Annotated in this window: 11 protein-coding genes; 2 read left to right on the top strand and 9 right to left on the bottom strand. The window is 66.4% G+C overall.

Annotated features, from left to right (window positions below; genetic code table 11):
• Positions 1-436 precede the first annotated feature (436 nt).
• Positions 437-2,257, top strand: coding sequence for an SLC13 family permease (locus NZM16_RS06155; RefSeq protein WP_295451879.1), 1,821 nt, complete (start codon positions 437-439; stop codon positions 2,255-2,257).
• A 168-nt stretch (positions 2,258-2,425) separates the two neighbouring features.
• Here the strand turns inward: NZM16_RS06155 and NZM16_RS06160 are convergent, their stop codons facing one another.
• The 8 genes from NZM16_RS06160 to NZM16_RS06195 all read right to left on the bottom strand — a co-directional run bounded on the left by NZM16_RS06160 (position 2,426) and on the right by NZM16_RS06195 (position 11,565).
• Positions 2,426-3,043, bottom strand: coding sequence for an FmdE family protein (locus NZM16_RS06160; RefSeq protein WP_295451881.1), 618 nt, complete (start codon positions 3,041-3,043; stop codon positions 2,426-2,428).
• A gap of 229 nt (positions 3,044-3,272) precedes the next feature.
• Positions 3,273-3,452 carry a twin-arginine translocase TatA/TatE family subunit gene (tatA, locus tag NZM16_RS06165; protein ID WP_295451883.1) on the bottom strand — a complete coding sequence of 60 codons (180 nt, stop codon included), beginning with the start codon at positions 3,450-3,452 and terminating at the stop codon, positions 3,273-3,275.
• Positions 3,453-3,823: 371 nt separating this feature from the next.
• Positions 3,824-4,834 (bottom strand): UDP-glucose 4-epimerase GalE, encoded by a 1,011-nt coding sequence (gene galE / locus NZM16_RS06170; RefSeq protein WP_295451885.1) that lies wholly within the window; start codon positions 4,832-4,834, stop codon positions 3,824-3,826.
• 174 nt (positions 4,835-5,008) lie between these two features.
• Complete coding sequence (locus NZM16_RS06175) at positions 5,009-6,493, bottom strand: glycosyltransferase (RefSeq protein ID WP_295451886.1); 1,485 nt, start codon at positions 6,491-6,493, stop codon at positions 5,009-5,011.
• Positions 6,490-7,332, bottom strand: a complete 843-nt coding sequence (locus NZM16_RS06180) for an adenylate/guanylate cyclase domain-containing protein (RefSeq protein WP_295451888.1) — start codon at positions 7,330-7,332, stop codon at positions 6,490-6,492. Before NZM16_RS06180 ends, NZM16_RS06175 begins: the two co-directional genes overlap by 4 nt.
• Positions 7,333-7,514: 182 nt before the next feature.
• The gene (locus tag NZM16_RS06185; RefSeq protein WP_295451891.1) at positions 7,515-9,875 is read right to left on the bottom strand and encodes a transglutaminase domain-containing protein; all 2,361 of its coding nucleotides are present in this window, start codon (positions 9,873-9,875) and stop codon (positions 7,515-7,517) included.
• Complete coding sequence (gene surE / locus NZM16_RS06190; RefSeq protein ID WP_295451894.1) at positions 9,854-10,657, bottom strand: 5'/3'-nucleotidase SurE; 804 nt, start codon at positions 10,655-10,657, stop codon at positions 9,854-9,856. Before surE ends, NZM16_RS06185 begins: the two co-directional genes overlap by 22 nt.
• A complete protein-coding gene (locus NZM16_RS06195; protein WP_295479345.1) occupies positions 10,639-11,565 on the bottom strand; it encodes a hypothetical protein in 927 nt (308 codons plus the stop codon). Before NZM16_RS06195 ends, surE begins: the two co-directional genes overlap by 19 nt.
• Before the next feature lie 685 nt (positions 11,566-12,250).
• Here NZM16_RS06195 and NZM16_RS06200 point away from each other — a divergent pair.
• The gene (locus tag NZM16_RS06200; RefSeq protein ID WP_295451898.1) at positions 12,251-12,481 is read left to right on the top strand and encodes a YtxH domain-containing protein; all 231 of its coding nucleotides are present in this window, start codon (positions 12,251-12,253) and stop codon (positions 12,479-12,481) included.
• Positions 12,482-12,627: 146 nt separating this feature from the next.
• Here NZM16_RS06200 and NZM16_RS06205 read toward each other — a convergent pair whose 3' ends face one another.
• Entirely contained in the window at positions 12,628-14,226 is a 1,599-nt protein-coding gene (locus NZM16_RS06205; protein WP_295479347.1) for a penicillin acylase family protein, read from the bottom strand.
• Between the last annotated feature and the right edge of the window lie 195 nt (positions 14,227-14,421).

Genomic DNA, 14,421 nt, shown 5'->3' on the forward strand with positions numbered 1-14,421 from the left:
CGCCGCGTGGGGGGGGGGTGGGGGTATATTTTTGGGGGGGGGGGGGGGGGGGCCGCCGGCCGCCCCCCCCCCAGCACCCCAATCCCCAGAGAGAGATCGATGGTTCGCGCGAGCGGCGTCGAATGCACCGCACGCGTTTGCAATAGGGCTATATCGCAGTGGCGCTCCAGCCCCAAAAACCTGTGGGAAAGCTCAGAAGCTATGGTCGCTGTCGGAGCGACTGAAACGCCCTATGACTTTAGAACTATCGGAATGATGCCTGGAAGACGGTAGGATGAGGCTGGAAATTTCACCCGGCTAGGCATAGCATGGGATTGATACGGATCGCTTTCAGGGGGTACGCCTTTCGTCCAGTCCATCTGTCCGCCTGGCCAGGGGACGCGAGCTCGTATAAAGTCGAATTCCGAAAAGCGATCGGCTTGCTTCGGGAGGAAAGGTGCTTCCCCTCTCCGCCATCTGGCTGTTGCTGATCCTGATGCTCATGGCTGGCCTGTTATTCAGCGGGGCGCTACGGCCGGACCTGGCCGCCCTGATCCTGGTCCTCGGGCTTTCTTTCAGCGGGTTGCTCTCCCCTCAGGAGGCCTTCAGCGGGTTCAGCCGCTCCGCCGTCATCGCCCTCATCGCCCTCTTCATCCTCACCGCCGGCCTGAACCGGACCGGGGTTTCCCGGATCCTGGGGGAGCGGCTGAGCCAGTGGGCCGGGGATTCCCCGCAACGCCTCGTGGCGGGGATGACGCTGTTAACCGCCCTGCTCTCACTTGCCATGAATTCCGTAACCGCCGCCGCGGTGGTGATACCCCTGGCCGTTCAGGCGGCCCGACGGATCGGCCTGTCCCCCTCCCGGATCCTGATCCCCATTGCGTATGGCGCACTGCTTGGAGGGATGCCCACCCTTTTCACCACGGCCAACCTGATGCTGAGCGGGCTTCTGCGGGAAAGCCAGGGGCGCTCCCTTACGATGCTGGATTTCTTCGTGGTCGGCCTCCTCCCCGCCTCCCTGGGTCTGGTGTGGGTGATCGGGGTCACCTGGCGGAACCTCCCGGAACGCTCCCCCGTCGGGCAATGGATGCGCCTTCACCGTCTGAACCGGGAGCTGGCGGAGCTCTACGGCTTAAAGAACGGTCTGGTGGAACTTCTGGTCGAGCCCTCCTCGCCGCTGTCCGGTGTTTCTCTCGGGGAAAGCGGCCTGGCCTCCGAATACCATTTGACCGTCGTCGGGATCCGGCGTCGGGGACGATTGATCCTTTCCCCGCCCAGCTCGGAATCCCTGCAGCCGGAGGATGTGCTCCTGGTGACCAGTGGGCCTCCGGGGGAAGCGAACCTGGAGGAGGCCGTGCGGGCCCTGGGGCTTCGCAAACTCCCCCGCCCGGTGGCCCCGGAGGTGCTGGAGGCCGGGGAGGCGGGTCTGGTCGAAATCCTCCTTTCCCCTCACACGACCCTGATCGGCAAGACCCTGCGGGAGCTCCGGTTCCGGGAACGATATGGCCTGCAGGTCCTGGCCATCTGGCGGGAAGGACACCCCATCCGGGTCGGGCTGGCGGATGAGCGCCTGCGCTTCGGAGACGCCCTTCTGGCCTACGGACCGTGGGAACGCATCCGTATCCTCCAGGGGGACCCGGAGTTCATCGTTCTGCAGACCAATGGGGAACCCATGCGGACCTCCCGTCGGATTCCGGCGATCGGGATCATGCTGGGGGTGATCGTGGCCTCCATCCTGACCTCCCGCTCGGTGGCCGAAGTGACGATGGCCGGGGCGGTGCTGATGATCCTGGTCGGTTGCCTGACGATGGAGGAAGCGTATCGGGCCATCGAATGGCCGACGGTGTTCATGGTCGCCGGGCTGTTGCCGCTCTCCATCGCGATCTCCCGCACCGGAGCGGCGGAGGGGCTGGGGGAAATGCTGCTCCAGCAGATCGGTGGCGCCTCGCCCTGGATCGGGGTGCTGGTGTTCACCGGGATCGCGGCGGTTTTGACGCAGGTGCTCTCCGCTTCGGTGACCGCTGTGGTTTGGGGGCCCATCGCCCTGCAAGCGGCGCCCATCCTGGGGGTCCCTCCGCACTGGATGGGGCTGGCCGTGGCGCTGGCCACCTCAGCGGCCTTCCTCACGCCGATGGCCCATCCGGCCAACGCGCTGGTGATGGGCGCCGGCGGCTATCGACCGAAGGATTTCCTCAAAGCCGGGCTTCCCCTTTGGGCCCTGAGCGTGGGGGCGATCACGGCCTCGACGGTGGGGTTGGGGCCATGGCTTCCTCATTAACGGGGGGATGATCCCGGGGTTGCTGGGGGATCCCCTGTTTCCGCCAACCATCGAACGCCGAAGGTTTCTGGGGGGCCAGGCGGGCCGTCGAAGACGGCCCCGCCCACCCCAAAATCCCCGATGAGATCGAAGGGGCGATCCATCCCAATCGAACACGACTTCGCTGGATCAGCTATGGGGTGGATGAAGATCCGGAGCGGGAACTTCCAGGAGGGTGTAATACGGTTCTCCTGCACACGCCCGGCACAATATATACCCATTGCGGATGACCTCTCGCCCGTCATTAATCCCTTCGCCGCAGCGCACGCAGAAGACCCGCCGCAGCGGATGGCCAGGCAGATCTTCCGGAGGGATGATCACCTGCACCGATTGGACCCGGAATAGATCCTCATCGGGCATGATCCGATAGGCGTGGCGCTGAGCGGCGGCTTTGCTCAGGCCCGGCGGAGCCAGATGGAGGGCCGTCTCCCGCGCATCATCCCGGGCCACAATCCGCACGGCCTGGCCGGTCCGGATATCCACAAAGGTAGCCGCCGCTTTCCCGTAGTCGATGTGCTTGAGCGTCCGCCGCCCCAACCGGCATCCGGTCACCACAGCAATGGCATCCGTCAGGCACCGATCGATCTCCACGTAGACGATCAACCGGCGCCGATCCCCGGGATCCTCGGGGTCCAATCCCAGCAATCGGCATCCGAGAAGCGCCATGCGAACGCCTAAAATCTGTCCGGGGCAGAGATGTCCGTGGAAAGCCGCGGCTTCCTCTAACCACTCTTCCAATGGGCGCATTCCAGGCTCCGGGAAAACGGTTGCTCAGGTCGTGCCTCACTGGGGACTGCCTGGACCGGGCTGCTGGGGCGGCCTCTTCCCCTGAATTTCCCCTCCTAGGGCCCTCCGAGTCTCGAGGAGGGGGCGGAATCCATAGTTAGGGATAGGCGAGCGGCCTTCTGCGGCCCGTCCATCCCAACCGCCATCGATGAGGGAAAAAGGCCGATCGCCCATCCCTGGACTGCTTCCCTCAAGCCGGCTTATCCGGCTTCGTCCCCTGCTTCTCCTCCTCCGAGGTCAAGCCTCGGCGGAATTCCCGGATGCTCTGCCCAAGCTCTCGAGCCAGATTGGTCAGACGACCGGGGCCGAAGAGCAAGAGGGCGATCAACAGGATAATGATCAGCTCCGTGGGTCCGAGGCGGAAAGGCATTGTGGCCTCCGTTATCAATGGATGAGAAACGCCATGGACAACTTCCGAGCTTTCCTGAGGGCTTTGGGGCTGGGGCGCCGCCTTCGGGGGCGCCCCAGCCCCAAAAAGATTTTCTCTCCTCCCTCTCCAAGGCCCTGAGGGCCTCTAAGAGGGGGAATCGATTCATCGGGTGAGCGGCGGGGTGCCCAAGGTGGCCCCACCGCCCCAGGGCGCACGATGATCACCTCACCGGTCACATAGCTCGATCCCCACCGCTTCGTGAGAAGAATCACGGACTGTGGATATCTCCATGATACTTCTCTCCAAGAGGAAGCAGCAAACGACGGCGCCGAACGATCCGGAAGGCGGCATGCGATAGGCCCGCTGTGGGATCAGGATGAAAGAGCCTGGGGGGCGGGGGAGATCGCCTGCGCGGAATATCCCTCCGGATGGTCCTGCATCCAGCGCCATGCGCTGAGCACGATGTCCCGTAGCGTGTATTGAGGGGTCCAGCCCAGATCCCGTCGGATGGCTTCCGGGGAAGCCACCAGCATCACCGGGTCTCCTGGCCGCCGGGGGGCTTCCACCGCGGGAATCGGATGTCCGGTTACCTCCCGGCACACCTTCAGGACCTCCCGCACGGTGTATCCGACCCCCGTCCCCACGTTATACACCATCACCGGCCGGTCGGATAGGGCTTCCAGCGCCAGGAGGTGGGCACGGGCCAGATCCACCACGTGGACGTAATCCCGAACGCACGTCCCGTCCCGGGTTGGGTAATCGGTCCCATAGATCTCCACATACGGCCGGCGGCCTAGCGCCACCGCCAGGATGTTCGGGATCAGATGGCTCTCCGGGCGATGATCCTCCCCCCGGGTCGCCGTCGCCCCACCTGCGTTGAAGTAGCGCAGGGCGGCATAGCGCAGGCCGCGGGTGCGATGCAGCCACATCAGGATGCGCTCGACCGTCGCCTTGGTCTCCCCGTAAACGTTCGTGGGGCCGATGGGGGAGGATTCCGTGAGGGGCTCGGGGGTAGGGGCGTAGACCGCCGCGGTGGAGGAGAACACCATCCGATCCACTCCAGCGGCGAGCAGGGCTTCCAGAAAAGCGATGGTCTGGGCGATGTTGTTCCGAAGATACTTAAAAGGATCCTGCATGGACTCCCCGGCCTCGATGAAGGCGGCGAAATGCATGGCCGCCTGACAGGGCCATCGGCGCAGGGTCTCCACCACCCGTTCTCCATCCCCGATATCTCCCTGCACAAAGAGGGCGCCTTCGGGGACCGCGGCGCGGAACCCGTGGGAGAGGTTGTCATAGACCACGACTTCATAACCGGCATTTAGCAGGAATTCCGCCACAATGCTGCCGATGTAACCGGCTCCTCCGGCGACCAGGATGCGCATGGTGTTCTCCGCTCCTCGGGATCTGTTTCGACCGTTGAAGTCCAGGAAAGCGGGAGGCGCCCGGTGCTCCACCCCGGCAACGGGAATGAGAGGATCGACGCCATGGGCAAGTTCCGAGTTCCCCCGCGGGTTTTGGGGCGGGGGCGCCGCCTTCGGCGGCCTCTTCGATCCTCCCTAACGGGAGAGCGGGCCGCGGCGATCCGCTTCATCCAGCGAGATCCGGGGAGCGGCCGAAGACACGGGCGGGAGAACCGCGGGAGAAGGGCGGATGGAGACCAAACTGTGCCAAGCCACGATCCCATAGCTGATGGCGTAACACAGCAGGAAAGGCACTACTCCATCCATATTGTGATGCCATGCTCGCCAGGCCAGGAAAAGGGCATACAGCGCGAAGGCTCCCTCGATCCACCCGGTGGGGTCCACTTCCCCATCCCCATCCATCGCCCGCTCCCCCTTGGGGGTTCGTATGAATTCCGATGGGTAGCCCAGCAGGGCTTCCAGGATGGCCCGGGTGTTGTTCAGCGTTAATCCGGTCCCCACTAAGAACAGCAGGGGGATCGCCCACACCCGTCGGGGCCAGTCCGGGTAAAGGGCCTGCTGGCCCAGGCCATACATCAACGGGATCGCCAGCAGCCCCAGGCCCAGGATCACGGTCCATTTCGGCCGCTCCGCCGCGTGCCGCAGCAGGGGGCCCCAGAGCAGGAGCAACAACACCCCCAGCAGATTGGTGAAATAACCTCCGAGATGGAAGAGGGCCACCAGGCGCTTCCACCACGGCCAGCGGCTGACGAGGATCCGCCCGATCAGCTTGCGAAAGGTCTGGGTGGTCCCCTTCGCCCACCGGAACTGCTGGCGCTTGAAGGCCTGAAGCGAAGGGGGGACTTCCCCAGGGACGTCCACATCCGGCACAAACACCAGCCGCCACCCGGCAAGCTGGGCCCGGTAACTGAGATCCAGATCCTCCGTCAGGGTATCGCCCTCCCAGCCCCCTGCCGCTTCGATGGCTTCCCGGCGCCACACTCCCGCGGATCCGTTGAAGTTAACGGGCAGGCCGGCCGCGGAACGGGCTGCCTGATCCACGATGAAATGAGCATCCAGCATCAGGGCCTGGATCCGCGTGATCCAGGAGGCCTGGGCATTCAGATGGCTCCAGCGGGCCTGGACCGCTCCGATGGACGGATCGGCCAGCAGCACCGGGATCATCCGCTTCAGGAAATCCGGTGGGGGGACGAAATCCGCGTCGAAGATGGCGATGAATTCCCCTCGCGCCCGCTGCAACCCGTAAGCCAGCGCGCCGGCCTTATAGCCGTTCCGATGCGGCCGTCGCAGCAATTCGATGGGATGCCCCAGGCTTTGATAGTAGGCCACCTGTCGCTGGACCCGCTGGGCGGTTTCATCTGTGGAATCATCCAGGACCTGGATCTCCAGGCGATCCCGCGGATAATCCAGCGCGACCACCGCCCCCAGCAGGCGCTCCACCACGCCGCCCTCGTTGTAAATCGGCAACTGCACCGTTACCCGGGGCCAGTTTCTGGGCTCCACCCGTGGGATCGGCCGGCGTCGCCCCCACAGACTCAGCCCGGTCAACACCAGCACATACATCGCGTAGAGGAACAACAGGATGCTGATCCCCAGGCTGGCCATGGCCAGGATCTTCATGGCTGCTCCTCCCGAAACCCCAGGAATCGATAGACCGGCGCCACTTGAGCCCCTCCCCGAACCGGGAAAACGGGCAACGCTCGCGCCTCAATGCGATCCCGCAACCGCTCGAACACCGCCCGGCTAATCATGATGTGGCCGGGCGGCGCGGCCTCCTGCAGCCGACGGGCGTAATTCGCCACGCTGCCGACCACCGTATAGGTCCAGTAATCCGGCGTCCCGATAGGGCCGATGATGGCCTCGCCGATGTGGATGCCGATCCGATAGCGGCGCCGATGCTCGAGGGGCAGGGTCGCATGCAAAAAGGCCAGGTTCTGCTGCATCTGCCATGCCGCCCGCAGGGCTCGATAGGGATGATCCGGCAGGTCGAAGGGCGCGTTAAACCAGCCCAGCACGGCATCGCCCATGAACCGATCCACCACCCCACCCTCTCTTCGGATGGCCTCCCAGGCCACCTGGAGATAACGATTCAGGAGGGGGATGAGATCTTCAAGAGGAAGCCGATCGCATAACTCCGAAAAGCCCTGGAGATCCGCGAACAGCACCGTGACCTCCCGTCGGATCCCTCCCTCGGGCCATGGATCCGGATGACGGGCCAGGTGGGCCCTCAGGTGAGGATCCAGCAGACGGTGAAGAAGGGCCTGCTCGCGCTGGATGTGCGCTCGCAAATGCTCCAGGAGCTCCCGGCTGGCCGTTAGAGCGGCGAACAGCGAACTCCGCTGATCCGGGCTGGGGTTTCCCGGATGTTCCCCGGAAATGACCCGCCCGATCTGCTCCAGCTGATCTCCGAGCAGATCCAGAAACCGCTGAATTTCTGAGGGGCTCTCGACCGGTTCCATTTCCTCCTTCTCGTTCCCAGATCGTGGTTCGCGGCGCTCGGTTCGCCAGGTTTGGGGATGGGACACTGGACCTATCCGTCGGTCCCTCTTTCTCCGGGACATCGGGGGGCGGGCGGGGCTGCCCCCGGGTGTTCCATGCCATCGGCCACTTCCGGGCTCTCCCGGGGTCTTCGGGACTGCCGTCAAGGAGCTTCGCGGCGGTGATCCCTTCCCGACCGGGGGAAGCCCAGCGAGAACCCCAGGCGAGCCCCCTGGGCCCAGCGGCGGATTCCTCCCAGATAGGGAGCCAGAGCTTGCCGGAGCCGCCATTGAAATCCCTGGACCAGCAGTCGAAGCAACCACCCCTGGGGCGGCGGGAGGGCCCGGGATCGACGCCCGCCAAACCGGGCGGCGCTGTAGCGTTCCGCCACCCGTTCCAGCGCCTCAGCGACCTCCGGAATCAGGCTTCCCAGATAATCCGCGCGCTCCAGCGGCGTCCAGGAGGACGGGAACCGGATCCCGAACAGCCGTGCGGCCCGGTTCATCCAGAGGTAATCCCGGGCGGCCGGGGAGAGCCGACGCAATCGGCGGCGATCCCGGATCCAGAAGGCCAGACCCAGCAATCCCAGCACCCCGATTAAGCCGACGGTGATTGGCCCCGTCGGAAATCGGGAGGCGCGAGGCAGCGCCAGAGGCTCCCCCGGCTGGATGTCGAAATCCTCCGCCAGCAGGCTCCGGCGGGTCGGCGTCGGCCGGGGCGCCCCCGGCGTTGAACCGGCCTGATCCGGGGTCGGAGGCGTCGGCGTCGGGGAAAGCGGACGCTGGGGGCGCAGGATCGGCGGCTGGGCGGCCGTGGGCTCGAACTCCACCCATCCGAAGCCCGGGAAGTAGACCTCCACCCAGGTATGGGCATCCCGCTGGCGCACCCGATAGCGCCCATCGGGCATCCACTCCCCCTGGGCGTAGCCGCTGACCACCCGGGCCGGGATGCCCAGGGCGCGGGCCATCACCGCCATGGCCGACGCGTAGTAATCGCAGTAGCCCTGGCGGATGTCGAAGAGCACATAGACCACCCCATCGCGGCCCGGCGGCGGCGCCGGGATGTTCTCGTTGTATCGGATGTTGCGGCGCAGCCAGGCCTCCAGCGCCACCACCTTGTCATAAGGGTTGTCATAACCTGCGGTGATCCGTTCCGCCAGACGGCGGATCTGGGGATCCAGGTTCGAAGGCAATTGCAGATACCGCTGCACCCATTCCGGATAGACAGTCCCGGCCTGCCGCAGGCTCTCGATGTCGGGAACCGGGACGAGGGAGATCACCTCGTAGGTCTGTTGAGCGCCGAAGGGCCTTGTGCTGCGGATCATCATCAGATCGTGGGCCTGCGCGGTGAAGCGTCCTTGAACGATGGACGGGAGACTTGCCGCGACCGGATGCTGGGCGGCGAAGATCAGCGTGTTGCCTGGGAGGTAGACGTCGAACGTCTGGGTGACCACCGCCCGGCCCTCCCACAGGGGGCGCGCCGTCAGCGCTGTCATCGGCGCGCGGCCCTGTTCGTCTTCCCCAGAGGAAAGCCAGCCGTTGGAGGTGTAGACATCGTAAACCACGCCCCGCCAGTAGCGGGCAGGTCCCTGGGCCCTTACATCCATCACCGGTGTGTCGCTCAGCCGTCGCGGGCCGCCGAAGGAAAGGGTGCGGCTCAGCGGGCTGATGTAGGCCGGACGCTGGGAGCGCAGGGAGCTGAACAGCCGGTTGAAGGTCTCCTGACTCCGGCGCAGCGGCCGGCTGACCTCACTCCAGGCGCGGGAAACCGTCTCGCTGGGTCCGGCGGCCGGGAGCAACCACGCCAGGGCCACGGTCAGCGTGGCGACCATCAGCCCCGCCCGCAGGATGTCCACCCCCAGATCCGGGACGAACCATATCCGTTCCAGCCGCCAGCGGTAGCTCTGCTCCTCGTAGTGAACGGTGACCAGCCAGAGCAACGCGCCCAGCAGGTAGGCGATCAGGAAGAGGGTGAGGGGACGAGGGCCCAGATAGTAATAGGCGTTGATAAAAGCGATCAGCCCGGCCGGCAGCAGCGCCCGCCACGAGCGGATCGTCCGGAAGGAATACCAGGCGCTGGCGCTGGCCGCCAGCCAGATCAAGGCCGCCATCAAGACCACGAAGGGAAGGGGATCGCTGCCGCGGCCGCCCCGCATCGCCTCCATCGCCCAGACCGTGAGACGATAACCCAGCCACTGCAGCTTCAGCGACCAGTCCGGATCCGGGATCAGGCGAGCGCTGAGATACCCCACCCAGACCGTCCCGTAGCCCAGGTTCAGGACCAGGGCAACCGGCCCAGAGAAACGACGGACCGCCAGGATCCACCCGATGAAGAGGCCGCCCAGGGCCACCAGTGGAAGGATCTCCAGGCCATCCGCCCACCCGGCCAGCGTCACCGTCCACGCCGCCGAGCCGTTCATCAGCAACAGGAGGAACAGCATCCACAGCGTCCCGATCGCTCCGCGGGAGGCGATCGGCGCAACCGGGGACGCCCTGGAGACCCCTACCGGGCTTTCTCCCACCATTGACGCAACTCCTTTGCCGAGACCCGGGATGTGAGATCCAGGCTCAGCGGCGTGACCGAGACCACCTGATCCACCACCAGCGCGTAGATGTCCGAATCCGGCTCCAGATGCTCGAAGTCGATCTCCACCCGATACCCCAGGGGCCCGGGATCCGTGGGGCGACGGCGCATCGGCCGCACCGGGACGAAATACCGCTGGCGGGACTGGCGGGTCCACCGCCATGGTGTATCCGGCGTTGCGGTGGCCGGGACATCGATTTTGAGCACATCCACATCGAAAGGCAGGGCCTGCCGAAGGACCGCCCCGGCGAACAAGCACGTGAAGTGAGCGGCGGCACGGAAGTCGATTTCTTCCGAATACCCCAGGTGGTGCTCCACCGGGGTCTGCAGGGAGACCGCCAGGGCCGGGATGCCGAAGCTGGCCGCCTCCAGGGCCGCTCCCACCGTTCCCGAGATGGTCACCCCGGATCCCACGTTCTCCCCATAGTTGATGCCGGAGACGACGAGATCCGGCCGCCGGGGCAGGATCTCGAGGATCCCGTGGTTCACCACCTGGGCCGGCGTTCCCTCCACCCCATAGGCGCGGATCGTCGCGCCGTTCACTACCATAGTCTCCGGATAGATCCGCCCCTCCGAAGTGGCGGGCATACAGCGGCCGGCGCCGGACCACTGGTCAACGGGGGCCACCACCACCACCTGCCCCAGCGCCTGCAGGGCGGCCGCCGCCGCCCGCAGCCCGGGCGAGCGGATCCCATCATCGTTCGTCACCATGATGAGCGGCATAGCGTCCTCCGGAAGACCGCCTCCGCGATCCGATCGGCGATCTGCTGCAAGATCCCATCGGGCACCCCTTCCGGGACTAAGGACTGAGGGCGGGTGTCGATGGGATCGTTGACGTAATCGATGCAGAGGAAGCGCCCCTTTTCATCGAGGGCGATCTCGCTGGAGAACAGATGCAGGCCGCATACCTCGGCGATCCGATGGCCCAGAATCCAGAGAGGATGCAATTCGAAGGCTTTCCGTTCGGCCTCTGTCACCGGCGTGTAGCGATGGGTCTCTGGATCCCACCAGCACGGGAACACCGTATCGACCGCGTAAAGCACCCGGAACCACGCCGGCCGCCCTCCGAGCTGGCGCGGGCGCACATACCGCTGGATCAGGAACGGCTGATCCGGGAAGGTCGCCCGGAGAGCGGCCAGATCCTCCGGGCCGGTGATGCGCTCCACGCCCTCCCCGCCGCCCCCGAAGGCCGGCTTGGCGATCAGCGCGCCGCTGGCTTCCTCCGGCCATTCCACCTCCGGCTGCTCCTCCCAGGGAGGCAGGATCCACGTCGGCGGGGTGGGAAGCCCGGCGATCGCAAACCGCCGATGCATGGCCACTTTATCCCATGCCGCCCGGGCGCGCTCCGTGGGGTTCAGGCGGAACACGCCCGCCTCGCGGGCCCACTCCACCAGCGCCTCAAAATCCTCATCCCAATCCGAGGCCCGGTCGAAGAAGACCCGGCATGACCACTCGCCTCCCCGGGCCCGTTCCAGGATCCCCGGGAGATCCTCGGGGGTGATGTCCATCATCGAAAGGCCGCGGCGGGCGCAGGCCTCCCGGATCATTTCCACAAATGGCCGATCGCAGTCCCAATTCCAGGCAACCGCCAGATCGACCGTCTTCACCCGAACGCCGCTTTCAATCCACATTTCTCTCTCAAAATCCCGCACGGGCATGATCGAGAGCCGCCTGCTCTACAGCGAACGCATGTTGTGAATGGATTGCCGGTTACGAAAGCGATGGGACTTCCTGGAGATTTTTGGGGTCCGACGGGCCGCTTCACCGTCCACCGGACCCCAAAATCCCTATGCGACGGAGCAAGAGGGATGGATTCCGCCACCTTTCTTGCCTGCCTTTCTCATCATAGCATGAGATCGAAGATTTTTCCCTGTAGGATGGGATGGACCATCCGACAGGCTGGGGCGCTGCGCCCAGGGCCTCTCCACGCTGGGAAGCGGCGCGGAGAGAGGATCAAAGCGCTGGAGGGTGAGGCGGTCGAGACCGATTCCGTGAAGGGAATTGCCCCATCCCCTTTTGCCCTTCCCGTCGCAAAGGCCGCCCGGAGGGGAGAAGGCCAATTTCCTTACAGGGTGTGGACTGCTTTCAGGGATTTGCCCTTTGAACAGCTCCAGCCGGAGCAAATCATCCCTGCTAACTGAAGCGACTATCGGTAAAATTCAAGTGAAGGAACGGACGCCATGGGCAGCTTCAGGCATCGAGTCCCCTCGGACCCTCAGAGCACCGTTCGGAGGGACGCGGGCCAGGCCCCTCTCCCCCAACCCTGCAGGAGAGCACAGAGGTTGCCCCTGGCATAACCCGATGACGAGGGAACCTATGCGACGCGCGATCTTCTGGATTTATGGCTTTCTGATAGGCGGACTGACGGGGGCCGGTTTGATCCTGCTGTTCACCCCGCAATCGGGCGCGGAGTTGCGCGAAACGATCCGCGCCCGATGGCAACAGATCCTGGAGGAGGGGCGCCAGGCGGCCGCCCAGCATCGGGCGGAGCTGGAACGGGAACTGGCGATGCTCACCCGCCGGACCCCGCCCGGGCCACCGATGTGAAAAGACACCGGCGATCCGGCGCGTGGCTCCCCGCCGTTCATCGGATCGGGCGAGGCATCCCGTAGACTGCCGGATGCCGGATTCCCCCCGGAGCAGAGAGGTTGAGGGGTTTTCAAGGGCGCGGAGGCACGACGCCGCTGTGCCCTTTAGGGCCATGGCCACCACCAGGGTACGGGCGCCGTCTCGACGTTCACCTCCGGTCCGCTTCGCACGGTGAGCGCGGGCCAGAAGGCCGTCCGATACGGCCGGGCGGGATCCATCGGCGTTGGCCAGCGATCCTGTTCGTCCCCTCCCACGGCAATCTCCGCCCGAAGCGGCCAGCCCAGGATCCGCAGGGAGGCCGCGTGGGCCTTGCCCCATTCCCAGATGGTGTGCAGATCCCCATAGCGCCGCCCGATCCCGCGCAGCGCCCGCCGGTAGGCTTCCTGCAGCATCTGCTCTCGGCCTCCCTGCGCCAGAGCGACCGGATCGCCCCCTCCCTCGACCTCGCCCGCCAGCAGGGCCGTCAGGACCACCTCCGCCGACCGGCGGCTCCGCAGGGATCGCATCCCCCTCTCGCCAAGCTCGTCCCCCAGCGCGAGGCGAAGGACCTCCTCCCGCCATGCGGCGTAAACCAGAGCGGAAGGGCTTTTCGCTCCCATACTCCCATCCCAGCGCTGGAGCATCCCGTGCACCCGCCGTTGCAGCCAGCCCTGGGGGGTCAGGGCGAGCAGCGCCTCGCGATGGCCGGCCCGGGCCGCCGAGCAGGCCGGCCATTCCCCCGACGAGGCCGTCCAGATCCAGAGGGCGGACGGCGCCTCCTCAGCCAGGATCCCGCGGACCAGCTCCTCCAGCCGGTCCAGGGGATCTGCGAAGCCGGGCTCCGGCCCCAGCCAGCGCCCACCGGAGGGCGCGATGCGGGCGAGGGCCCCTGGGATCCCGGGCCAGCGCAGGCGCAGCGTCTCGCCGACCCAGGCCGCCCGCCAGGGCAGCGGGAGAACCGGCGCGGCCATCGCGTGGAGGCGGAACCCGGTCTCGTCTTGGCAGCCCCGGAAGAGCCCGATCTCCGGCGCCCCGCCCGCAGCCGTCCAGATCCGCCATACGGTTTCGCGCGCGGACGCGTCGGAGACGGGCATCGCGGCCTTCCAGCGGGGATCGATCAGCGAGGCCCGCAGAGGCTCGGGAAGGGGCCGGAGCGCGGCGGCGATCTCCGCTTCCATCCAGCCCGGGTGAGCCAGGGCCAGGCCGGCCGCGACCGCCAGGCTGTCCTGTGGACGCCATGGCCTCGCAAAGGCGTCCGAGGGGAGAAGGCGACCGCTCCAGGGGAGGCCGTTTCGCCAGGCGGCGTTGACCCCCTCGGCATAGGCCTGGAGCCGGGCCCGGGTGGCTTCGTCCAGGCGGTTCCACGCGGCCTCGACGCGGGCGGGGAGATCCACGTGGCGGACCCAGGCGTCCGCCGGGGCTGCCTCGGGCCCCATCAGCGCCTGCAGGCGCCCCTCCGCCGCCGCCCGCCGGACGAGCAGGAGCGGCGCAGCGTCCCATCCATCCAGCATCCCCTCCGCGAACGCCTCGTCCAGCGGCGAGGCCGCCTCGACGCGCCATTGCGCCGGGCTGAGGCGATGCAACGCGATCGGGCCCTCGCGGCCCCGAAGAACCCGAACGGAAGGGGATACGCTGCGAAGCCATCCCCAAAGGGCCAGCCCACCGAAGATCAGCCCGGCAACGGCAAGTCCGAGAAGCCCTCTCACCCGGAAAGGTCGTCTCATGTCGCATTCCGCAGGTGGCGATCCCGTTGAAGCGGAACGGCGCCCGGCGCCCGGAGGCCAAGCGCATGGGCCAACAGGCAGCGCTGCCTACCGGCGATCCGGGGAGCGATCTTCAGAACACGAAAAGCTGGGGACGACAGTGCCCCCGATCTCACTCCCCCCCATTCGTGTATTCGTGCCCCATTCGCGGACGGC

It is taken from the genome of Thermoflexus sp., assembly GCF_025055495.1.
Lineage (GTDB): Bacteria > Chloroflexota > Anaerolineae > Thermoflexales > Thermoflexaceae > Thermoflexus.